Genomic DNA, 21,297 nt, shown 5'->3' with positions numbered 1-21,297 from the left:
TCAATCACTCTCGGAAATGCGGTAGCGGGCGCTGCGGCGTTCGCCTTGACGTTCAACGGCGCCGCGCGCCAACAGATCATTGATCGCGGAATTCCATTGGCCATCCGGGATGTCGACATAAGCGAGGATGTCCGACTTGCTCAGCCAGGAGCGACGCGCCTTGAGGTGAGACAATATCTTGTCTGCCGCGGAGCCTACGCTGTTTATTGACCCCGGCCTGTTCTGCGAAGGGGCGTCGAAGCCGAGCTCGGCTTGTGCTGACACTTTGGGGGCTCGTGCCCGAGTGGTGCCGGTTGATGTGGTGGCTGGCGCGTCTTCAACCTCTTCATCATGGCGGCGCTTGTTCAGCTCAGAGAGGCGGCGAAGAACCTCAGCACGCGCAGCCTCTGAAATTGTGAACCGGGTTCGATCATTGTCGGGCAGATACGCTACCTCGTGAAACCCATGCTCCAGCTCCAAGTCGTCCCAGCCATAGGCAATGGTGAGGCTGCGATCGATCTCGCGATGTAGCTCCCTCATCCGAGCTATGTCCGCACCAGAGATTTCGCTCGAATGCATTTCGCCGTACAACTTGGTGAGCCCAAAATTTTTGGCGGTCATGACCTCCCGACGAAGATCATCCAGCTCCACTCCTAGAGAGTGAAGCACATTCGAATTCTCAGAGTCGGGGAATGGAAATGGTTCTAAAGCATCAGTGGGTGAGTACCTAAGGTCATTTTTTAGCCGAGATGCGTGCTGCCAAGCGAATACAGCGTGAATGTTACTTTGCAGTGCCGCGAAAGCGGAGGGACGGTCCGTGGCAAAAACTACTGTTGCATCCGAGTACACCCAATCCGGTGAGATAAAACTGAATGCCAATGTTTTGCTAACTCGGGTGACAGCAAGGACCCGAGAAAGCCTGTGCTGCTCCTGGTCCCAGCCTGCTGGATGCCGTTCGAAATGATGGCCTCGGCCGACTGCATGATAGAGTGCGGGCCGTGCATTCCAATGCAGCCACCACATGCTCATAATGTTTTTGTAAGAGTTCTGTGAGCTCTTTTCGAGCCGCTCAGGGTAAACATGTTTCTTGAGCCATTGGTATGGAAGCGCGTACTCCTTCGCGCGCTCTTCAGGCCAATCCCAGAAGTTTATCACATAGCGAGATGGTTCTTGGCGCGGATCAGAGTTCAACTCCTGTCCGTTGAGATACGGGAAAATGACCTCCGAATTTGCCGGATCTGCATCAAGCATCTGACTGGCCGTGTCCTGATCCAAGACGAAACCCATTCCCAGCACAATTGAGCCTTGGTATGCGAGGTTGGAATTTTTTTGAAGGGCAACAGGGCTCCACTGAGTGCCTGAGGTCAGGAATGGAGAGATTTCATCGACGATGTCATCAAAAATTCGGCGGGTGCCGAGCCATTTACCTCTCCTTAGGTGAATCCTACTCGTGACAACGGCTGCTCTTCCCGGCCACGGCTCGCTTGGGTAGGCGGCGTAGATAGTTGCGCCATCGTGAACCATCCACTCCAAGCCACTTTGTCGGGTATCACCTTCTGCAATCGAGTTGGTTGCAAGCAGCCCTAACCCTCCGCCCTCGCGAAGCATACTCCATGCCCGACGGAAGAAATGCGCAACGAGGTCAGCATTTCGGCCGCTTCCTGGATTGGACGTGACCAGCCAGACATTATAGGCGGGGCCGGCGACGCTGCTGACTCGCTTGCCCCCGATAAACGGTGGATTCCCGATAAACGCATCGAACCCTGATCGTTGATCGCCGAAGACCTCAGGAAACTGGAGCGGCCAGTGGAAGGGGTCGCGGGAAAGGCCATCAGGTGCATCAATGCGTAGGTCCGTCATCGCATCGCGACGAAGTCGATCCACCGCAGCCTCGGTCCCGTTTGCCGCCGCGTCGGCTAGGGTTTCGAGGGCTTGAAGTCGGTCTGCCCGTTCGGTCGCGCGCGCTTCCGCCAGAATGATCCCAACGAAGGCATCGGCCACGGCCTGCGGCAAGAGAAGCGCGCGTCGTGACTCGGCATCGAGTGCGGCCATCGCATCTACATCTCCGATGTCCCGGATGGGGATGGAGCGCAGACGGGTGCGCAGTTCGATGGCATTCTCCACAGCAGCCTGAATGCTCCGCCCGAACAACCTGAGCTGCGTCGATCCTTTCGGGGCCATGCTGAGTTCGGTCAGCTGTCGGATGTCATGGATCCCGAGGAGGCTGTCACCGCTGCGCAGGTTGTGGTCGAGGAAGCCAAAGGGCCGCCCCTTCGACATGGTGGTGAGCCAGAGCGAGAGCTTGGCCAGCTCCACGGCGAGCGGGTTCTTGTCGACGCCATAGAGGCACCGTTCCGCCACGAGGCGGCGCGCCACGATCGCGCGTTCCTCGACATCCTGCGACAGCGGGTCGAACCCCTCGGTCGCATCATCGAAGATGCGTCCTTCGCTGTCGATCCGCTTGCCGTCGGCCTCGGCCGCCCCCCAGGCCTCGACCAGGCGGTCGGAGAGCCAACGGCACGCTTGCACCAGGAAGGCCCCGGACCCCATCGCAGGGTCGCAGATCTTCAGATCCAGCAGGTCTTCGGCGCTCTTGAGTTCCCATTCCTCGGGCGCCTTGCCTTCGGCCGGGCCGCGGTAGGCAACCGGAGTCAGCGTTTCTGCGACGATCTTCTCGGTCAGGCTCTTGGGCGTATAATGCGTGCCGCTCTCGCGCCGGTCGGCACCGAGGACCACGACGAACGCGCCCTTGTGGTGCACGAGCGGATAGCCCCAGGGATCGGTCCGCAGCAGGGGGGCATAAGGTAGAATGCGGTCGCGCAGACCAACGTCACCACGACAGACGCTGAGCAGACGTGCGGAAAGGCGGTCGTCGGCCGTCCGATCGAGGGCGTTGCGGATTGCGGACTCCGATCGTTCGCTCCGCTCTTTGAGCAGTTCGGCCACTTTGACAGCGCCATCGAGTCGCGCCGACTCCATTTCGCCGAGCGTCACACGCGGGCTCTTCGCCTTCGATCCGCTATCGAGTTCGAGTGTGACGTCATCGACGCGCTTCACAGTGCGCTCGAGGAGGCCCTCGTAGACATGCCCGATCTGTTCCACGTCGAGCGCGCGGTAGGACAGCGTGCGACCTTCGAAGATCTGGATCGCGTCCAACAGCAGGAGAACGGTGCGATCGTCGATCGGCAGTGGTTCGGCCGGATCGCTTCGCCAACTCGTGCCCTTCTTCCGTCCTTCGAGGAAAGGGTAACGATCCGGGTCGAACAGCGAACCTCCGAGCGCCGGTAGCTGCAGGGTCGGGTGATCGATCCCGCCATACACGCCGCGAAACAGAGCAAGCAGCCGTGACCAGGCGGACCGACGGCGCTCCAGGATTTCCTCGGAATCCGCGCGCAGCTGCATCCGGAGGCTGGAGATGGCGTAGAAGGCCTCGTAACGCGGGTCGCCGAGCAGCAGTAGGGCGCGTTCCTCGGCAGCCAGCAAAAACACAAGCCGCATCATCACGGTCAGGCCGGCCTCATAGAGCTCTCGCGGATCGACGTCACGCAAGAGTTCGCGATTTCGGTCCTGGTCGGCGCGGTCGAGAGCCTGGACGAGCACTTCGACGGCTCGGCGGACTTGTTCTCCTAGCGCTTCGGTAACGTCATCCTGATGCTTCAGGGAACGTTCATAAAGCGCCGGAAGTTTGCCGTCGTCGGGGCCGAAAAAGCGGCGGACGCCCAGCAGGCTGACGAATGCCCGCAACGTTTCCGGTTCCTGACCCCAAAGGCGCGCGTACCAGCTCGCGAAGCTTGCCACGGCGCCTACGGGCGCGTGGACGAGCATCCAGCGCTCGCCATTGGTGACGACGCCAGTTGGACATCCAGTCGCCCGGAGCAGAGCGACCATTCGATCGGCCGGGGTAATCGCCAAGCCATCGAAGCGGCGCGTCGCATCAAGATCAGTATCGGGTCCATAAACTTGGATGAGCAAAAGCGGCTCGTCGGAGTTCGTGGGGTTCACGATAGCCAGATCGGGCGCGACTTTGACCCCGTGTTCTGGCAACGAGACAGTCAGCTGCTCGGGCAGCGCCACCCCCCTGCGAAGGACCGTCTCGTCCATCTCGAGAGCATTTTTCAGCACATCATCTATCCAAGCCGCGTGCAGAGCGGAAAGGTCGAGATCGTCTGTGTCGACTGCATCACGCCATTCCTCGTAGGTGCGCCGAAGTCGCTGAGGTCGTCCCGAGGGCAGCGCCTCGAGGCCTTGAGGAAAGACGTCGCGCAGCACGGGCACCGCGAGGAAGGGCCCTGATACTTCGATCAGGTTCAGCCATTCGTGATCGTTGCTCATCTGCGCTTCTCCGTCGCGAGGGAATCCGGAACCAGCAGCACGACGGCCACGGGGAACGTATGGTCGACGGCATTGGAATGCCGTTCCTCGATCGCCTTCAGCTCCTGCTCGCGCTCGTTCGGGATTCTGGCCAAGCGTGCTTCTAGGGCTGCAAGGTCGCGCTTGAGCTGCGTCCGTTCGTCTTCTGAGAAAAGTGAGAGCTGGACGGGTATTTGCTCTGCGGCGATTTCGGTTTTCAGCGCCTTTTCGAGGTCGTCCAGAACTTGGCGGATGTCCTCGGCTTCCCTGCGCTTGCGTGTCTCGATCGTGTTCACCAGAAAACGGAGACGGTCCTTGGATCGAGCGTCGACGGCCGCCAAAATGTTATCACGCTGCTTGTCGAAACGTGTCCTCAAGGCGTCGAATGTTGCATCCGACAGTGCCGCAGGCTGAGATTGTTCGAGCCAACGCCGAACTTCCGTGACCCCCTCACGTCGGAAACCGGTATCACGCATATAGCCGCCAGCCTCCGTGAGCTCCTCGTGCAGGCGGTGATGGTTCCCGCCGGTCACGACGAGCCGGGACATCACCACCACGGCTGGTCCTTCGATTTCCCCATCCGGAAGAGAGCGTACGGTTGCCCGGTGGAGCTTCTTTACGTCGTCACGGGCCCAGATTTCCGCGCGCAAGAGCCGCAGGCTCATCTGAACAAGTCGATGGTTGAGGTGAATGAGGACGACGTCATCTCGTCCCTTGGCCACATCGTGGTCGAAGGTGATGGGGCGGACCTTCTGTGTATACGGGTGTTCCAGCCCCTCAAGGCAACGGGACCAGGAACCCGAGAGGGGCGGCATTCTGAAAACCGTGCCATCCGGAGCGCCCGTCAGGGAAACGGGTTCCAGGTCAGGTTTGTCCGCAAGACGAAGTGCGGTGCTGACGGCGCGCTGAATGTGGTCGGGCACGAGGCTTTGTTCACGTCGAGTCTCGCTCAGCCGTTCGTGGAGTTTTGCCACACGATCGCGAAGATCGCGTTCAGCCTTCACGAAACGGCGAGACTTCTCCATGCGTATTTCGGCTTCCCTCGTGTCCAGGTCACGGCGGCGTCCTTCAAGCAAATCAGGTAGTTGCGGCGCAATGACTGGATTTACGCTGCCCATGTCGGCGCGCATCGCATCCAGCTTGCGGAGCGCGCGCAGGATGTCGTCGCCTTGGCCGCCTTCGGCATCTACCGGATGCCATATGACGACTTCGCCGGCGCGTTGCCCATGGCGGTCGATGCGACCGTTCCGCTGTTCCATTACATTCGGGTTGTATGGGATTTCGAGGTGGATCATCAGATGGCAATGGTTCTGTAAGTCGATGCCTTCTGACGCCGCATCTGTCGCCAGCAAAATCCTGACTGGGGATTCCAAGGGGTTTGCTTGGAACGCGGCCTTCACGCTCTCGCGTTCTTTTGGGTCCATGCCGCCATAGATGAGAGCCAACCTATCGCCCCCGAAGCCGCTCGATGCGAGGATCTCCTGCATCCACTGCTGGGTGGCGCGATACTCCGTGAACAGGATCACCCGCTCATTCGTCCATCTGTCACCGTCCTTCAGGTGTCTGGCCAGCCAACCCAGTACTGCGGTGGCCTTGGCGTCGGCCCGACGAGCCGCCTGCTGAGCCCAGGATCGCAGCCGGTCGAGCATCCGGCGTTCTTCGTCGGTCGGTGGCCGGACGTGCTTTCCTGCTTCCTCGATTGCCTCCGCTTCGGCGGCGTCGCGCTGCGCGTCGTCCGAGTAGTCCTCTTCGGTCTTGGCTATCGCTCGCCGAAGAATGCGGTCATCGAATTTTTTCTGGCTGCGGTCGCTAACCGAGCGACCTTCGATCGTCGCTATATGGCGCTCCAGCGTGGCGGCGAACGCAGCAGGAGATGATGATAGGCGCTTGCGCAGCAACTGGTGTACGAAGTGATCGACGGCCCGTCCTCCATCAGCACCGCCTTCGCGGCTCTTGATGTATGCGTCGAGTTGGCTCCGGGCATTCCTCTCGTCGCCCTCATATTCTACCGGCAATGCCTCAAGTTTCCGCTCGGGATAGATGCGCTTGCCGTTGGCGTCGACCAGATCGCTCTTTAGTCGACGGACCATAACGCGGGTCAACTGGGGGTCACTAGGAAGGACATTTCTCGCGAACCTCTGATCGTCGAGAAGCTCGAGGAGCGCGGTGAAGGATTCAGTATAGCCGTCATGCGGCGTGGCCGTGAGAAACAGCTTGTGTTGGAAGTGTGGCGCGGCCAGACGAACAAGCCGCGTCCTGAGGCTTTCGACGGCATAGCGGCCGACGGTCGGGGCCACGTTGTGAGCCTCGTCGATGATGAGCAAGTCGAACTTCCTGGGATGGCTCACATGCGGGGGCAGTGCGTCCCGCAAAAGGCGCAATCCTTCGCCCTGTTTGGCCCAGTCCATTGAGGTGATCAGACGCGGAAAAGACGTCCACGGATTAGCGTGGAGACCGCGCTCGCGGCGCAAACGCTTGACATAGTCCGTATCGACGATCCGGAATTCAAGCCCGAACTTCTCCTCCATCTCGACGCGCCACTTTTCCTGCAAGGAGGCAGGGCAGAGCACGAGGACCGTGCGGGCGCGGTGACGCAGGAGCATCTCTTGAATGACGAGCCCGGCCTCAATGGTCTTGCCGAGGCCGACGTCGTCGGCGATTAGAAGATTGGTGCGCGCCATGTCGATTGCTCGCACGAGCGGATCCAGTTGGTAATCTTCGATGCTTACACCGCTGCGGAATGGGGCCTGCAAATAGCCGCGATCAGCGTTCGTCGCTGCACCCCATACGACCGCATCAAGGAACGCTTGCAGTGTCGAAGGGTCGTCCAAGCCGGTCAAGCGAGGCAAACCGGCCCTCTCGATGACATGAGCTCCTGGCTCGAGCTCCCAGAGGACCTCGATCTCTTCGCCGAGCGCATCCTCGTCGATGGAGGCCAACCGGACGAGATGCCGTTTGGGCAAACCGGGTGCGACCGACCCGCCGTTGACTTCCGAGACCATCCATTGGCGACGACGAGCTTCGACGAGCTGGCCCGGTTCCGGTGCGGTAAGGACGCTTGTAGCTTTTGTATCTGCCGTTACCTGCATCGTTTACCCTCATTTCTGCGTGTTTTCACGAGCTCCGCGATGCGCGCAGCGGCTTCGTCGGGATCTTCGTGTTCCCAAACTCGGATTATCTTCCAGCCAAGGCTATCAAGTCGCTGATTTGTATCGGTATCGCGTGCGCGATTTGTTTCGATTTTGGAGCGCCAAAAGTCGGAATTTGTTTTTGGCCATGAAGCGTGTTCAGGGCAACCATGCCAAAAACAACCGTCGATGAAGACCGCTATGCGTGCAGATGGAAATACTACGTCGGCAACTCGGCGAGGCTTGCTGAGTAACGGGACTTGTATTCGGTAACGCAATCCGCGTGCATGGAGAGCTTTGCGAAGCTCGATTTCACAGCGCGTGCCCTTCTGTCGCACGCGTGCCATCCGTTGGCTTGCATCATGCGACGAAGACTGCGTCTTTTCCATCTTCCGAGATCGTCTCCGTAATTTCAGTGCGAGCTTGGTACATCTCCCGCAGGTGGCTCGTTATGCTTCGGCCTATGACTTCTCCAAGTGTGACCGGAACTGCGTTACCGATCATCCGCCCAAGTGATTTGAAATGAATTGGCGCGCCTTCAGGCACGAATGAATACGTGGTGGGAAAACCCTGAAGGATCGCCCCCTCACGAAGTGAAATAGCTCGCTCTTGTTCGGGGTGCCCGAACCGTCCATTCCCGAAACCGTAGTATTGGGTTGTCAACGTTGGAGAAGGGGCGTCCCATTCCATCCGCCCGTATACACCGGGGTAAGTCCGTCCGGTTTCTTTGCGGTGACACGCCGCCACCAAATGACTGGGCCAATCTCTCCAGGTTCCGCCTGGTCTGGACGCCCTGATGCGTTCGACATTAAGTGGCGACAGCTTGGAAGCCGAATGCATCGGATCCATGGGGTCGCTCTCGCCGTGAGAGATTGACCGCAACCCGCCAATGGCTTCACGAACGGTGCGTGCCCTTTTGAGATCAGGAGCTACTATGCCGATAGGTCCGAGCTTCGATGCCATTAGCACCATGCGCCGCCTGGTTTGCGGTAAGCCGTACTTGGTGCAGTCGATCACATCGCGGTGCACAAAATAACCTTGGCTTTCGAGCGAAGCGGCAAAATCATCGAAAACGGCATGCTTGGCGACCGTCGGAACATTTTCCATGGTCACAATTTCAGGCCGAGTTTCTTTGACAAGCCTATCGAATTGATAAAGCAGCCCCCAGCGCGGGCTGCTCAACACATCATATCGCTGAGAGTAGGTGGAAAAGGGCTGGCAGGGCGCGCAACCCGCGAGGACTTTGACTGCGGCGTCTCCGAAAAATTCATTTAACTGGTTGCCAGAAATCTTGCTGACATCCTGTTTAATGAATGCCGCATCGTTGTTGTGCTCGAAGGGGTGGCGGCAGCTTTCCTCTACATCGACGCCAGCGACAACATTGACACCTTCCCGTTGCAGCCCGTGGGTCAGCCCACCAGCGCCGCAAAAAAGGTCAATGCACGCCACGTCTTTCATTCGTTGAACTGCCCCTCAAAAATTCGTGGACCTAGGCCCTATATTCATCCGCAGCTTTGCCATTCCTGACCCACTCGTCGACCTCATCGGCCTTGAATTTCCAAAGCCGACCTACCTTGTGAGCAGGCATCTCGCGTTTGGATATCCAACCATAGACGGTGTCTTTGCTTACACCGAGGTAGTCAGCGATTTCGTCAACGGAAAGCCATCGATCAGTCATGGAGCGACCTTTCGCGGTCAAGCCAACTTGCTTTGCTTGGATGTTTGCACGCTTTTACGTTGGAGTAAATCGGATTTAGGGGGATTAAGGCTGATTAGAGCAGCGTTGTGCGACCACGATATTGATCCGGTTCGGTGTTCCGCGGCAGTTCACGCCGCGTCGCGGGTGTATGATGTGACAATGCCACCGAGCTGGCGCTTGCGCCGGATCGGGCCGTCCCGCACAGGCCTGAAATCGACTTGCAGCACGTTGTTCCCGATATCCCGCCCACGATGTGGGCGTTCGACATTGTAGTGGCGCACCCAGGTCCGCAGGATGTAATCGAGCTGGGACCGGCTGAAGCAGACGAAGAAATCGAGGCATTCGCGTTTGATCGTGCCTATGAACGATTCCGCAAAGGCGTTTGCATCGGGCGCCCTGTGCGGGATCTGGATTACCCGAGCGGCCTCCGACTCCCAGACGGTATCGAAACTGGCGCTGAATTTGGTGTCGGCATCTCGGATCAGAAACTCCGGCGTGATGCCTTGTTTTTCGCACCACATCAACGTGTTGCGCGCCTGCTGGGTCACCCAACCCGAGTCCGGGGCATAGGTCGGCGCGCTACAGAAGACGCGGCGGCTGCCAAGGTGGATGAACATCAGCACATAGGCCGTCCTTGGGCCACGAAGCGTAAACACGGTCTTCGAGAAGAAATCGCAGGCGACCATGGTTTCCATGTGCGCCCTGATGAACGTGGTCCACGGCAGGGCGGGCTTCTTCTTGCGCCTCTCGGGGCTCGGGTGAATGCCCGCATCATTGAGGATGCGCTTGACGGAATTGGCACCGGCGTAGAGCCCCAGCTTTTTCAGCTCGCCAGCGATCCGCTTGTAGCCCCACAGGAGATTTTCAGAACCGACGCGTATGACAACGTCGCGCAGTTCTTGGGTCAGGCGCGGCCGCCCCACGGACTGAAAGGGCCGGCCACCGCGCATCTGGGCGAGCCAGCGCTTGTAGGTCGCGGGCTTGGCAACTTCCATCAGCCCGTCAATATCATGTCCGCATTCTTCTCCGATGCGAATGAGTTCGGCCTTCTCGGCGGGCGACAGGATGATCCGCTGCGTCGGGATGCGTGCCCGCAAGATCGCGATCTGGGCCTTCAGCAGCCTCAGTTGCGCGTTGTGCCGCGGCATGAAGAACTGGTTCAGGAAAACCAGAAGGAGGGATATGGTCGAATTCATCTTGCCGGGCTCCACCGCGGCATTTAAAAAAATGACGCTATGTCAACGTGATGGGGCTCGCTTACATTTTGGCACCCTTCTCAGGGAAGGCCAAAAGCGTCCAAGGCTGCGGATCGCCGACGTCGAACTCGAGCTTGGGACGCAACTGGGCCTTTCCTCTTCCGCTGATCCCCTCGAGAACGACCCCGCAGACTGCTGAACCGCGTCAGGAAGCGCGCCCAACCAACTGAAAAATGTCGCGCAGAGTTTCGCTCAAGCCCGCAATGGCTGCCTCTGACACGGGAGAGAGTTGGGTGCCAGGTTGGCTCCCTCCGCCTCGTGCTCGGCCAGTTCGCCGATGGTCGCGAACTCACCTGAGTCGAGCATGTGCTTCCACCGGAACGCGCGCGCCAGCGCCTTGACCAGCGTATTGTCGGTCCGCCGCGATTGCTGGACGCCCTCGGGCAGCTGCATTTCCTTTCGCCCTCCGCGCTTAACGACGCGGAACGGGACGTGGAGTGTAACCGTTTCAGGGATTGGTCCTCCGCGGGTCATGCCGCTGCCTCAACACCGCCTGCAAGCATCTCGCGCGCAAGGCCACTCAGGCCATCGACGCGCAGCCGCACGTTCAGCCCCTCCGTGCCGATGTCCACGCGCTCAATCAGCAGCGCCACGATGCGCGCCTGTTCGGCCGGGAACAGCTCGTCCCACATCGGATCGAGCTGCTGCAGAGCCGCGCGGGTATCGGCCTCGGTGATGTCATCGGCATGCTTGCGCGCGGCCTTCCATGTCCCGGCCACGATCTCTGGCTGGCGGAAGACGGCGCGAAGCTGATCGATGACGGCGGTTTCGATTTCGCCCGCTGGCACCCGGCCAATGGGACAGGTTCCCGCCCCGTGCTTCAGAACCGTCTGGCTGACATAGTACCGGTAGAGCCTACCGCCCTTGCGAGTGTGGGTCGGCGAAAACGCCGCGCCGTCCGGTCCGTATAGCAATCCTTTCAACGGAGCCAGTGTTTTGGCACGGGTGCGGGCAGCACGCTTGCGCGGGCTCTCCTGCAGGATGGCGTGAACGCGGTCCCACGTCTCACGGTCGATGATGGCGTCGTGCTCGCCGGGATAGCTGTCGCCCTTGTGGACCGCCTCGCCGATGTAGGCGCGGTTGTTCAGCATTCGGTACAGGTACTTCTTGTCGATCCGGTTGCCGCGCGGCGTGCGGATGCCGCGCTTCGCGACCTCTCGGGACAGTTCCGTTCCAGATCCGATCTCGAGGAAGCGGGAGAAGATCCAGCGAACTTGGTCCGCGCGCTCGTCGTGGATCAACAGCTTCCGGTTTTCGACGCGGTAGCCAAAAGGCGGCACGCCGCCCATCCACATGCCCTTCCGGCGCGAGGCCGCGACCTTGTCGCGGATCCGTTCGGCCGTCACCTCCCGCTCGAACTGGGCAAACGAGAGCAGGATGTTCAGCGTCAGCCGCCCCATGGAGGTGGTGGTATTGAACGACTGCGTGACCGAAACAAAGGTCACGTCATTGCGGTCGAACACCTCCACTAGCTTGGCGAAATCGGCCAGCGAGCGGCTAAGGCGGTCGATCTTGTAAACGACCACCACGTCAACGAGGCCGTCCTCGATGTCCGTCGTTAGTCGCTGCAGTCCGGGGCGGTCCAGAGTGCCGCCGGAAACACCGCCATCATCATACTGATCGCGGACAAGCACCCAGCCTTCAGAGCGCTGGCTGGCGATATAGGCCTCGCAGGCCTCGCGCTGGGCATGCAGCGAATTGAACTCCTGCTCCAGCCCTTCCTCAGAGGATTTGCGCGTGTAGATCGCGCAGCGCAGTTTCCGGACAATTGGCTTGGTCATGCGCGCCTCCGGTGGTTTTTCAGGCCGAAGAAGACCCAGCCGTTCCAGCGCGTTCCAGTGATGGCGCGGGCAATGGCGGAGAGCGATTTGTAGGGCCGCCCCTGCCAGTCGAAACCGTCGGCGGTGACGGTGACGACATGCTCGGCGCCTTGCCACTCACGGATCAGCCGTGTGCCGACGATGGGCATCATGTCAGCGCGGACGCGGCTCTTTGTGCGATCACCGCCATCAAGTTGCTCGCCAAGAGCTTCCAGCCGCTTCACCGTTTCCGGCTTCAGGCCGCCATAGGCCAGCTCCTGGATTCGGTACGCCAGTCGGCTCTCAAGGTAGCGGCGGTTGAACGGCGGCGGCTCGCTGTCGAAAAGATCGCGCCATTGCTTCTTCAAGTCTGGAGTCGATGTCGTTTTGAGCGCGGCCAGGCGGGCGGGAATGGGATCTTGTTTGGTCATGCGGTCTCCTCCTGAGATGCGGGAATGGGCGCTCAAATCGGTCCAAGAGTGTAGATCCATGCCGTTATTCATTTTCTGTGTCTCATCTATGCCGCTGCCCTATTTGGCCTGGTTGCGGTTGCGAAGTCGGATCAGGCCAAGCGCGAGAAGGACGCATAGTTCTCGCCGACGCTCTGTTGGCGTCAGCAACGCGACAGGTACGGGGTTGGATCCATAGGTCAGGTTTTCCATCGCGCACCTTCCCCAGGCGCCGCCCAGCGCCCTAATATCGGTGAGGATTCATCGCCAAGATCCCATTTGACAGGGGGCAGCCTGCCCGAACCGTGGGATAGGGTGCTTTGAATGCCGGGGCGCACCCGAGCGGCAGGCTCCCGTTTCGAAACAGGTGCGAACCTTTTGGCCCCAAGTGCGAACCTGCGAACCCCAAGTGCGAACCCAAAATTGTTTTCTCGAACTAGCGAGTTTGCGGGCTTTTGCCCCCCGCATAGGAAAACGCGCAGGAAGGACCCGAAGATGGGAGCACCAGAAGAACGCGCGGCCATGGGTTTTGAAATCTGTGGCATCAAGATCCCCCACCAGTCAAAGGCATGCGTTTTGGCGCGATGACGGATCGCAGGAAGCGGCTCATTTCCCGATTGGTCTTGAGTTCGAGATCTGATGGATCCGCATAGCCTTCCTCGCACTCTGCACTTGTCGAATGACATTCCGTTCCAGGTTTGTGACCTTGGCTGTTGCGAGCTTCCGCGAAATGCCGAATCGGGTCCTCGAAATACTTCCAGGAACGCAAGGTCGGGATTTTGCCTCCGCGTTTGCTCATTTCTCGCAGCGTCGGAAACACGTCCTTTTCGAGATCGTAACCCGCGTCGAGCAGATCTGAGAGCGTGCTTACCCTGCGGCTTAAATTTCTGCGGTTGGTTTCATTGGCCCAAGGCCCCAGCGCGTCAAGGCAGGCCACAAGCGCCTCATTTTCTATGCACTGTGTAGTAGCTTCTATTCTATTTGAATATTTTCTATGGTTCGAAGAATCTTCGCCGGCCCCCTGCAAGTCTTGCAGGTTCGAGCGGGCAAAGATCAGAGCGTCAAGCGCATCTTCTTTGATAAACTTACCGTATTTTGGATGGCCTGATGTCGGAATTCGCGCGCGATTTGGCCATGCGGAGAGCTGAGTAACGCTGGTGATCTGCCCCTGGGTAGCGGTGTACCGGCCAATGCGCCGGATCAGCCCCAGACTGACCAGCTTGGAGACATGAGTATCGATCGTCCGTCTACTACACCCGATGACTTCGGCGATTTTCCGGCGACCTATGTGGCTGCAACCGTACTCATCAGATCGACGTGCGAGCTCCAAAAAAAGTGAACGGGTGTTTTGGGCTAGTCCTTCGACGCTCAATGCCCATTGGAAGGCCTTGAAGTTCACGTATTCAGATTGCGGCTTCGTTCCTTCGTGCATTTCAGCTCCCCCGCGTCAGACGGCTCTTAAGCCAAGCTTGTACGTCGGCGCGCCTCCAACCTACGGCACGCTTGCCGATCTTGAATGGGGGGGGAAAGCTACCGTCAGAAACCGACTGATAAATCCAGCTTCGCCCCATACCGACAGCAGCCATGACCCGTGGCAGTCTCCAGATTTCTTCGTCCATCGTTGTTCCTTTCTCAACACGTACGGTGTGAGAGGAACCTTGCTGGACGAAGTGCAGAATTTCGCGGATTGATAATTCGGTCGGATTATTGACCTACTTCCGCCCACATGGTTCGCACCTGAGCGCGCTTTCGCTCGGCGTTTTCCAGGAAGTAAATGCGTTTGATTGATTGGTAGCTTTGTGGCCGCGCTCTGAGGTTGACCATAGCCTTGGCCACAACCCAACATGCACTCTTGCCTTCTTCAGCGGCTTCGTTGTGTGTCGGTTTCAGATCAAAGCGGTCAACCAAGTCAACGACCACATCGTAAATCAGACCGTTCATCAACGTGCCTTTAGTATGAGGACCGCGCTTGATCGGTCGATTTAGTTCGCCATTAAGGCAAGCGATGACGAAACGCCGTATTTCCACAGGCATTGACTCTGCGTAATTCAAGTATTGAGTGGCGTGGATAACCATCGCATCAAATGCGGCCGCCTCGTGGCATGATGTTTCGGCCAGTTCTTTGAGAAGCCTCAGGTAGGGATTGCGTTCGGTAGGAAACTTGCCTTCTGGAGCCAAGCCTTGCCTGAAAGCGTCTTCGATATCACGCAAATCCAGTGAAACCTGCTCCAAAGCGATCTGACGAGCCGATAGCGCGTTTTCTTCTCGCGCTGTCTCCAAACGCGTCAGATTGTCCAAAACCCGCTCATCTTGGTCTGTCCAGCCTATCGCACCTCGGATTTCCTCCATGACCTCAAATTGATCCCGGAGAAGGCCTTCGGCCCAGCGCACATGCTGCAGAAAAGAATCATTTTTCATGCTGCTCAATCTAATGGCACGCCAAGGAAACTGTCATACTGCTCCGAACCCTTAGGGCATTAAAAAAATGTCTCGCCTCGGTCACCCGCATGCCCTTCGCCAGCACATTGCTCGGCGCAGAGCATCCGCTGCTGTACTCGGAGCTGCTCGGCTCCCATCCAAGACTGCCTCGACGAGGCTTTGTTGCACAAATCGGTCGAGGATTTCATCTCTCGAATCCAGCATGATAGCTGGAGGGCATGAGCAGTTGGGCCCCTACAACATACAAGACTTCGAACTGGCCAGCTTACAGTGACATCTTGAAGCGACGCGGATCGCTGTCGATATGTTTTGATCCTGAGATGGTTTGGGTGCTGCCGCCGAGCGGCAAGCGCGGCCGACAACAGAGCTTCAGTGATGCTGAGATCCAGGCGTGCCTCACGCTGAAGGTGCTGTTCGGAATGGCGCTCCAGCAGAAAACCGGTTTTGTGCAAAGTTTGTTGCGGCTGATCGGCTTGGATTGGTCGGTGCCAGACTTCAGCACCCTGTGCGGTCGCCAGAAAACCCTGAACGCGAACCTGCCCTATCGTGGTGGCACCGGCCCGCTGAACCTTCTGATCCATAGCACGGGCATCAAAACCGAGGGTGAACGCGATTTTCTGAAACGCTCAGATGCTGACCAGATAACGTCTCTGCAGGTTTTCGAGATGTTCATGCAGCCATCCAGGCGTCGAGACACTCTCGCGCCAGGATTGCCAGAGCTCTGGATAGCTCATCGCCTTGAAGGTTGGTGACGCACCTGACACGCGCGCCGTGAACTCCCCTATCTCGTCGCGGTGAGCGGCGAACTCCGGACCGGCGTCCGGGTTCGCGGGCTCCCAGAACAGATAAAGCAGCGTCGCAGGACGATTGGGAAAAGTACGAGCCAGACCGAACGCATGCTTGATGAGCTGTGCCGCGTCGAGCCAGGTGTAATGGTCTGGGCTATCCCGGAGGCGCAGCATCTCTCTGAAGTATTCCTGGTCACGCCGCGTGTCCCTGATCTGCTCCTCGTAGGCAGGGGAGAATTTGGCTCGGTGGGAAGACAGGTATTCGGTCAACTTTGACTCGATCCCGACCACTCCACCAGTGGCCGAAAGCACGACGTCAAGATTTGGGGCCCTTCCGCCGCGCAGCCCCGTGGGGCATTTCCGCTCGAACTCGAGGCTATTGAATTTGGCATGTCCCGTCATCGCTAGATCGGTGATCTTGCGCCGGAACGGCGCGAAACAGTTTACCGCCAGCCCAGATGACGAATGTGCTGCCCGGAATTTGCTCTCGAGTTCGTTGCCGTCCCCCGACGACAGGTCTGCTTCGAAGTCCTCGACCGAGACCTGCGGCAGAAGGGTGTCGCGGAAATCTTCAGCGTAGCCCTTCAGGTCGAGGGCCGTACCTGAATGCTGGCGCATGAACGCCTGTGACAGCGCCTCAAGGGCTCGGATCCTCGTCGGGCGTTCTGACATTTTTTCCTGTTTCATAGGAGCATTATAGCCATGACCAGCGCGTTTGCATCTGACTTGGATGCGCTCTTTGCCGAGCCGAATATCAGTCGGGAAGCGGTATACACCTCCGACGGTGGTGCGCCAGTGCTGGTACGCGTTGGCTCGCGTCAGGTGGACTCGATGACAGACTTCGGCGATGCGCGTCTCTGGTCGGAAACCACTCAGATCGACCTGCGCGTGGCCAATGTCGCGAACCCTCGCTCCGGCGACCGGATTGAGATCGACGGGGTCGCGTTCCTTATCCAAGGGGAGCCGGTCCGCGACCGCGAGCGGCTCGTCTGGACCGTTGATCTGAGGCCCGCGCGAAGCTGAAGCTCGACATCACGCCCGATCTCGTCGCCGCCATGCGCGAGGCGGGAGTCTGGTTGTAGTCTTCTTGGCGGGCACAGATCACCGGCGCGGGGCTCGGGCGACGGCTCGCCAACTTAATCCGCAACCAGACATTACCGAGCGCCGGTTAAACCCGCGCTCTGCCTGCCGACAATCCTCGCGCGTGGAGAAACGGGCGAGGACCTGCCATTCGCCGCGGCGACCATAGCGGTTCCGAATTCTCTGCCTGCAGATTTTCGTCGTAGGCCGGGCGAATGGCGGCAGGGTCGTGCTCTTTCAGCATGTCAGTCGCTTTTCTTCAGCTTGGCTTTACCAGCACAGTCAGGGAAGCGGACACAACCGAGAAATGCTCCAAAACGGCCGCGTCGCTCGACAAGCCATCCCGCGTCACAACTGGGACAAGCCGACTGGCTTTCACCGCAATCTCCGCAAACCGAGTCTCCACCAGTCCTGGAACGGATGGGGAGGCCAACGCCGCAGGAGGGACAAGACGGCAGACGACTGCCGCACAACTTCACGTGCTCGCAGCGATACCAATCGCGACCGTCCTGGTCCGGCATGTGGAGCAGACGACCGCCGCAACCCGGACAGGTGTGGGTGTGCTTCTGGGACTCCGGGGGCACGACCACGCCGAACTCCGGTTCCTTAAGCAGCTCCTCGACGAAGACAGAGGGGCGCGCCTCGGAAGCGAGTATGGTCACTGTCCGCCGTGCCCGGGTCAAGGCGACATACATGACACGCCGCTCTTCGGCATTCGGATATGGCTCGGCCTCGGGCGATACCAGGCCGAGTAGCGGGTCGTCGACGATCATCGACGGTAAGCCCATTCTGGCGTTGTCAACGCCAAGGATGATAACGTGATCGGCCTCTAGGCCTTTCGATGCATGGATGGTTTTGAAGTCGATCGTCGCTCCTGGGTTCTGACGCTGGAGTCGCCCTATATCGGGCCTCAGGAAACGATATCGCCCGAGGATCAGGATTGATGGTTTCCCGCCCCCCTTGCCTTCAGTGGTGGCAAGAGCAGCCACAGTGTCGTTCAACGCCGTCTCCCCGGTTTCACGGCGCGTCCAGGCGATCCTGATCGAGGGTTCGTCCGTTTCACCTGCCGGTATCACCGTCTTGGTGATTTGAGCGGGGTTACGAAGAACGAAGCGACGGGCGGCCAGAGCGATCTTGTCGACGGACCGGAAGGTCCGGCCGAGGTCGACGGTCCGATGGACATCAGTAGCTCCTGCATAGGCGCCGCCGAATTCAGCGCCGAAGTTACGCATGATGTGGATGTCCGACCCGGCGAAGCGGTAGATCGACTGCCAGTCGTCGCCGACGGCAAACACCTTGGCGTCGAAATGCTGGCGCTTGAGGGCCTGGATCAACTTCGCCCGTCCGGTCGAGATGTCCTGGAATTCGTCGACGAGGATGTGCCGGAACGGGCTCTGGTAGCGTCCGCTTTCGACGAGGGCGGTGGCGCGGTTCACCATGTCCTCGAAGTCGATCCGATCACCCAGGCGGGATTGATACTCCCGGAATACGGCGCCGAAGATCTTAAGGAATGCTTCGGCGCGTTTGCCCATCTTCAGCGTTAGCGCCTTATCTGAACAGTCCTGGACCCGGTAGCCACCGTTCTTGAAGTGACGTAGGAAAGTGCCCATCAGCGAGGTAAAGCTGTCCACCACCCCGACCTCGGTCACACGGTCGTAGATCTCGATATCGTGGATCGGCCGCAGCGTGACGTGGGGTTCGAGCTTTTCGGCAAGTGCCTCGAGAAGTCGGCCCTCTTTACGCTCCCAGCTGTATGTTTCGACCAATACCGTCTCGTGCTCGGCGTGGACCCGCCGTTTCCAGTCCATGCTCTCTAGGTATTCATCGCGATCGACGTAAGGGGCCGTCGTTAGCTCCTCCTTGCCGTCCTTGCCGCGTTTCTTTCGCACGCCGAAATGCTCGATGTAGACGCCGCTTTCTGTCAGCCGGAAATCGGGCGTGTAGACGCGGCGCCCGGTCTTCCGGAGCATGTGCTCGTAGCTGGGCTCGTATTCGTAGGCGATGCCGTTCCGGAACAGCCAGTTAGCGATCAGCAGCTCTTCAAAGCTGTTCACCATCTCGCCTTGTAGCGTCCGCAGGTTGCGGCTTTCGACCTGCGCATACCATTCGTGCTTCGTCTTGAAGTCCCATTCTGTCGGGAAGTCGTCGAAGAAACCTGCGAACCAGCCGATCACGGTCTGCGCGATCTCGCTGGCGGTCGCCACGATGTGCCGCAGGATCTCCTTAATCAGCGACAAGAACGCCTTGTCGTCGGTCGCAGTCGACGCCAAAGGTGGCTTCTCGCCTTCCACTTCGCCGATGATCTCATAGGCCAACGCGTGGAAGGTGCGCGCCGCCACGGGGACCCCGCACCGGGCCTCTATCCGCTCTGACATTTCGGTTGCGGCATCCTTCGCGAAGGCCAGCAGAAGGAGCTCGCTTGGCTCCCGTATCTCCGCCTTCACGAGGTAAGCGGCCTTCGCGGTGATCACGCTGGTTTTGCCCGATCCGGCGCCAGCTAGAACGAGAGTCGCGTCCTCGTCGACCACGACTGAGAGCCGCTGTTCCGGTGTCAGCGGCATGGACTCGACAGTGTCGAAGAAATCCTTCCAACGCAGTAGTTGAGCTTCGACGAACGCCTCGATTGATGCGTCACGTACGGCATTCGGATCGGACGCGAACGCCGTGATCGGGGCAATTCGAGACATCACCTTTTTGCCAACGGCCTCCGCATTCAGCTTGGACAGCACGCGGCTGTTCAGATCGGCAGCATCGTGCGCCAACGGCGCTACATGGCATGCTGCGGGATAGGCATCCGGCACCTTGAGCGCATCAAGTGCATGTAAGATGCGCCGGACCGTGGCGTCCTCCTTTTCCAGCTCCGCCCGATTAAAATTCGTCCAGGCGGTTGTAGCCGCATCTGCGAAAGTTCTGGCAGCAAACGCATCCACCGCTGGCAAAGTCAGGTGTCGGTCGCCTCCAAGATCGAGCGAAAGCGACGACGAGAGAAAGCCCTTTTTCACCGATGGGCGCGTCACGATATCTTCGAGCCCTATCCAGGGCGAACCAGCCCCGCGTGCCGCGATACCGTTTTTCTGCAGTGTTAATGATCTTGGATGTCGGCCCAGAGGGTCAATCAGGAATCCTAAGAAGGATTTTGAGGAGAGGTTCATGTGCACCGAATTGCCTGTCTTTCCCGAGGTGTAGCAGATATTGGACATCGGGGAACCTTGTGGGGCGCATTTCAGGCGCGAAAGAGTGCCTACTTTGGTCGTTTTTGCCGAACCCAGACTCTGTTGAACAAATCGGGCAATGATCGAAGCTCCCCTTTCTCCGGACGGACTTATCCCAAAGCTTCCGTGACGGGGATGCCGAGCGCGGTGCAGTGATTGAGCAGGGCTACAAGGACCTGGATCTCCGCGACTTGGCGGTAGAAATCTCGCGCCATCATCCGCTGACCCAGCAGTTTGACACAATACATCTTCGTCTCGACGCTGCTCCGGCGGTGGTATCCGCTCCATCGTTTCCATAGCGCGCGCCCAAGGTATTTGGAGGCGCGCAAGGCCTAGTTTCGAGCGACCGCACCGGCGGTGACGTTCCTCCATGGCTGGCGTTCTTGCGGGGCGGGATGACAGCGTGGGCGACGCGATCAGCGATGGCATCGTGGCATTTGCGAGTATCATAGGCGCCATCAGCGGTCACCGAGCCGATCTCTTGATCCTTCGGGATTTTTTTTGAGCAGGTCGGGAAACACTGGTGCATCGCCGATGTGGCTCCCGGTGATTTCGACAGATCCGCCGTTTTGTCCTACAATCCTTACGTGCGTGCTATTCGCCTTCACCTTCGACCTGTGTCCCGGTGCTATCGAGAAGAAGGTTCAGCGCTCTCTTGGAGCCCCATAAGGGAATGTTGACCACCAGCGGCTTCTGACGGCGAGAGACCGGCCAGCCGCAACAGGCTTTCAACGAAGCCTGTCGTCTGCCGGAGCGCCATGCCGAACAGCTCCTTCATTGAAAGGCACGTCTGCATGACGGCATCGTTGTAGGTCTGATGGCGGCCGCGTCTGCCTTTTGGCACGGAATCCCAGCTCATCTCAGGATCGAACCAAATAGTCAGCAAACAATGACGCTTTAGCGCTTGATTATTGGCGGGCCAGTTTCTGATCCCGTGGATCGGAGGTGGGGGTCTGCTCATGCATATCAGCTACCACCCTGCATTCACGAGATGAATCCCTCACGGGATTTGTGCAACAGAAGCAATGCGACCTCAAAGGTTTCAAGGAAAACAGCACCTTGGCATCTTGCGATTTGAGGCGTTCAATTCTACGGTTGTAGATCGAAATTGATTTGAT

General features: G+C 59.1%; 14 protein-coding genes and 3 pseudogenes. 2 read left to right on the top strand and 15 right to left on the bottom strand.

From position 1 onward, the window contains the following. The 12 genes and pseudogenes from AADA15_RS06240 to AADA15_RS06185 form a co-directional block, all read right to left on the bottom strand. Positions 1-4,311 (bottom strand): Eco57I restriction-modification methylase domain-containing protein, encoded by a 4,311-nt coding sequence (locus AADA15_RS06240; protein WP_341640687.1) that lies wholly within the window; start codon positions 4,309-4,311, stop codon positions 1-3. Beyond that, a complete protein-coding gene (drmD, locus tag AADA15_RS06235) occupies positions 4,308-7,418 on the bottom strand; it encodes a DISARM system SNF2-like helicase DrmD (RefSeq protein ID WP_341640686.1) in 3,111 nt (1,036 codons plus the stop codon). The genes AADA15_RS06240 and drmD overlap by 4 nt, the downstream gene beginning before the upstream one ends. Then, on the bottom strand, positions 7,409-7,804 hold the full coding sequence (locus AADA15_RS06230; RefSeq protein WP_341641012.1) for a very short patch repair endonuclease: 396 nt from the start codon (positions 7,802-7,804) through the stop codon (positions 7,409-7,411). Before AADA15_RS06230 ends, drmD begins: the two co-directional genes overlap by 10 nt. Before the next feature lie 13 nt (positions 7,805-7,817). Then, positions 7,818-8,915, bottom strand: coding sequence for a DNA cytosine methyltransferase (locus AADA15_RS06225; RefSeq protein ID WP_341640685.1), 1,098 nt, complete (start codon positions 8,913-8,915; stop codon positions 7,818-7,820). 31 nt (positions 8,916-8,946) lie between these two features. Beyond that, on the bottom strand, positions 8,947-9,135 hold the full coding sequence (gene mads1 / locus AADA15_RS06220; RefSeq protein WP_341640684.1) for a methylation-associated defense system helix-turn-helix domain-containing protein MAD1: 189 nt from the start codon (positions 9,133-9,135) through the stop codon (positions 8,947-8,949). A 149-nt stretch (positions 9,136-9,284) separates the two neighbouring features. After that, positions 9,285-10,352: an integrase core domain-containing protein gene (locus AADA15_RS06215; RefSeq protein WP_341640683.1), complete on the bottom strand. Its 1,068-nt coding sequence runs from the start codon at positions 10,350-10,352 to the stop codon at positions 9,285-9,287. A 315-nt stretch (positions 10,353-10,667) separates the two neighbouring features. Continuing rightward, positions 10,668-10,886, bottom strand: a pseudogene (locus AADA15_RS06210) (hypothetical protein); the annotation flags it as partial. Beyond that, entirely contained in the window at positions 10,883-12,193 is a 1,311-nt protein-coding gene (locus AADA15_RS06205) for a recombinase family protein (RefSeq protein WP_341640682.1), read from the bottom strand. The pseudogene AADA15_RS06210 and the gene AADA15_RS06205, both read right to left, overlap by 4 nt. Next, the gene (locus AADA15_RS06200; RefSeq protein ID WP_341640681.1) at positions 12,190-12,642 is read right to left on the bottom strand and encodes a DUF2924 domain-containing protein; all 453 of its coding nucleotides are present in this window, start codon (positions 12,640-12,642) and stop codon (positions 12,190-12,192) included. Before AADA15_RS06200 ends, AADA15_RS06205 begins: the two co-directional genes overlap by 4 nt. 562 nt (positions 12,643-13,204) lie before the next feature. Beyond that, entirely contained in the window at positions 13,205-14,092 is an 888-nt protein-coding gene (locus AADA15_RS06195) for a helix-turn-helix domain-containing protein (RefSeq protein WP_341640680.1), read from the bottom strand. A 1-nt stretch (position 14,093) separates the two neighbouring features. Further along, on the bottom strand, positions 14,094-14,279 hold the full coding sequence (locus tag AADA15_RS06190) for a helix-turn-helix transcriptional regulator (protein ID WP_341640679.1): 186 nt from the start codon (positions 14,277-14,279) through the stop codon (positions 14,094-14,096). A gap of 85 nt (positions 14,280-14,364) precedes the next feature. Further along, positions 14,365-15,078, bottom strand: coding sequence for a hypothetical protein (locus AADA15_RS06185; RefSeq protein WP_341640678.1), 714 nt, complete (start codon positions 15,076-15,078; stop codon positions 14,365-14,367). Between the two features lie 239 nt (positions 15,079-15,317). On the opposite strand from AADA15_RS06185, the pseudogene AADA15_RS06180 reads away from it, so the two are divergent. Next, positions 15,318-15,725 (top strand): annotated as a pseudogene (locus tag AADA15_RS06180) (transposase); the annotation flags it as partial. On the opposite strand, the gene AADA15_RS06175 reads toward AADA15_RS06180, so the two are convergent. Further along, positions 15,726-16,574, bottom strand: a complete 849-nt coding sequence (locus AADA15_RS06175; protein WP_341640677.1) for a PGN_0703 family putative restriction endonuclease — start codon at positions 16,572-16,574, stop codon at positions 15,726-15,728. A 15-nt stretch (positions 16,575-16,589) separates the two neighbouring features. Here AADA15_RS06175 and AADA15_RS06170 point away from each other — a divergent pair, with 15 nt between their 5' ends. Further along, positions 16,590-16,910, top strand: coding sequence for a head-tail joining protein (locus tag AADA15_RS06170; protein ID WP_341640676.1), 321 nt, complete (start codon positions 16,590-16,592; stop codon positions 16,908-16,910). Between the two features lie 302 nt (positions 16,911-17,212). Here AADA15_RS06170 and AADA15_RS06165 read toward each other — a convergent pair whose 3' ends face one another. Further along, positions 17,213-20,167: a UvrD-helicase domain-containing protein gene (locus AADA15_RS06165; protein WP_341640675.1), complete on the bottom strand. Its 2,955-nt coding sequence runs from the start codon at positions 20,165-20,167 to the stop codon at positions 17,213-17,215. A 122-nt stretch (positions 20,168-20,289) separates the two neighbouring features. After that, positions 20,290-21,140, bottom strand: a pseudogene (locus tag AADA15_RS06160) (IS5 family transposase). Between the last annotated feature and the right edge of the window lie 157 nt (positions 21,141-21,297).

Origin of the sequence: Phycobacter sedimenti (genome assembly GCF_038148855.1) — a bacterium.
In the GTDB taxonomy this organism is placed as follows: domain Bacteria; phylum Pseudomonadota; class Alphaproteobacteria; order Rhodobacterales; family Rhodobacteraceae; genus Phycobacter; species Phycobacter sedimenti.
Note: the sequence above shows the minus strand (reverse complement) of the source record. Positions and strands in the feature narration are given on the sequence as shown.

Coding starts and splice junctions, on each gene's coding strand:
- AADA15_RS06205 (WP_341640682.1), bottom strand. CDS start 12,193: ATGACCAAGCCAATTGTCCGGAAACTGCGCTGCGCGATCTACACGCGC.
- AADA15_RS06170 (WP_341640676.1), top strand. CDS start 16,590: ATGACCAGCGCGTTTGCATCTGACTTGGATGCGCTCTTTGCCGAGCCG.
- AADA15_RS06225 (WP_341640685.1), bottom strand. CDS start 8,915: ATGAAAGACGTGGCGTGCATTGACCTTTTTTGCGGCGCTGGTGGGCTG.
- AADA15_RS06195 (WP_341640680.1), bottom strand. CDS start 14,092: ATGCACGAAGGAACGAAGCCGCAATCTGAATACGTGAACTTCAAGGCC.
- AADA15_RS06200 (WP_341640681.1), bottom strand. CDS start 12,642: ATGACCAAACAAGATCCCATTCCCGCCCGCCTGGCCGCGCTCAAAACG.
- drmD (WP_341640686.1), bottom strand. CDS start 7,418: ATGCAGGTAACGGCAGATACAAAAGCTACAAGCGTCCTTACCGCACCG.
- AADA15_RS06240 (WP_341640687.1), bottom strand. CDS start 4,311: ATGAGCAACGATCACGAATGGCTGAACCTGATCGAAGTATCAGGGCCC.
- AADA15_RS06190 (WP_341640679.1), bottom strand. CDS start 14,279: ATGGACGAAGAAATCTGGAGACTGCCACGGGTCATGGCTGCTGTCGGT.
- AADA15_RS06165 (WP_341640675.1), bottom strand. CDS start 20,167: ATGTCCAATATCTGCTACACCTCGGGAAAGACAGGCAATTCGGTGCAC.
- AADA15_RS06175 (WP_341640677.1), bottom strand. CDS start 16,574: ATGAAACAGGAAAAAATGTCAGAACGCCCGACGAGGATCCGAGCCCTT.
- AADA15_RS06230 (WP_341641012.1), bottom strand. CDS start 7,804: ATGGCACGCGTGCGACAGAAGGGCACGCGCTGTGAAATCGAGCTTCGC.
- AADA15_RS06185 (WP_341640678.1), bottom strand. CDS start 15,078: ATGAAAAATGATTCTTTTCTGCAGCATGTGCGCTGGGCCGAAGGCCTT.
- AADA15_RS06215 (WP_341640683.1), bottom strand. CDS start 10,352: ATGAATTCGACCATATCCCTCCTTCTGGTTTTCCTGAACCAGTTCTTC.
- mads1 (WP_341640684.1), bottom strand. CDS start 9,135: ATGACTGATCGATGGCTTTCCGTTGACGAAATCGCTGACTACCTCGGT.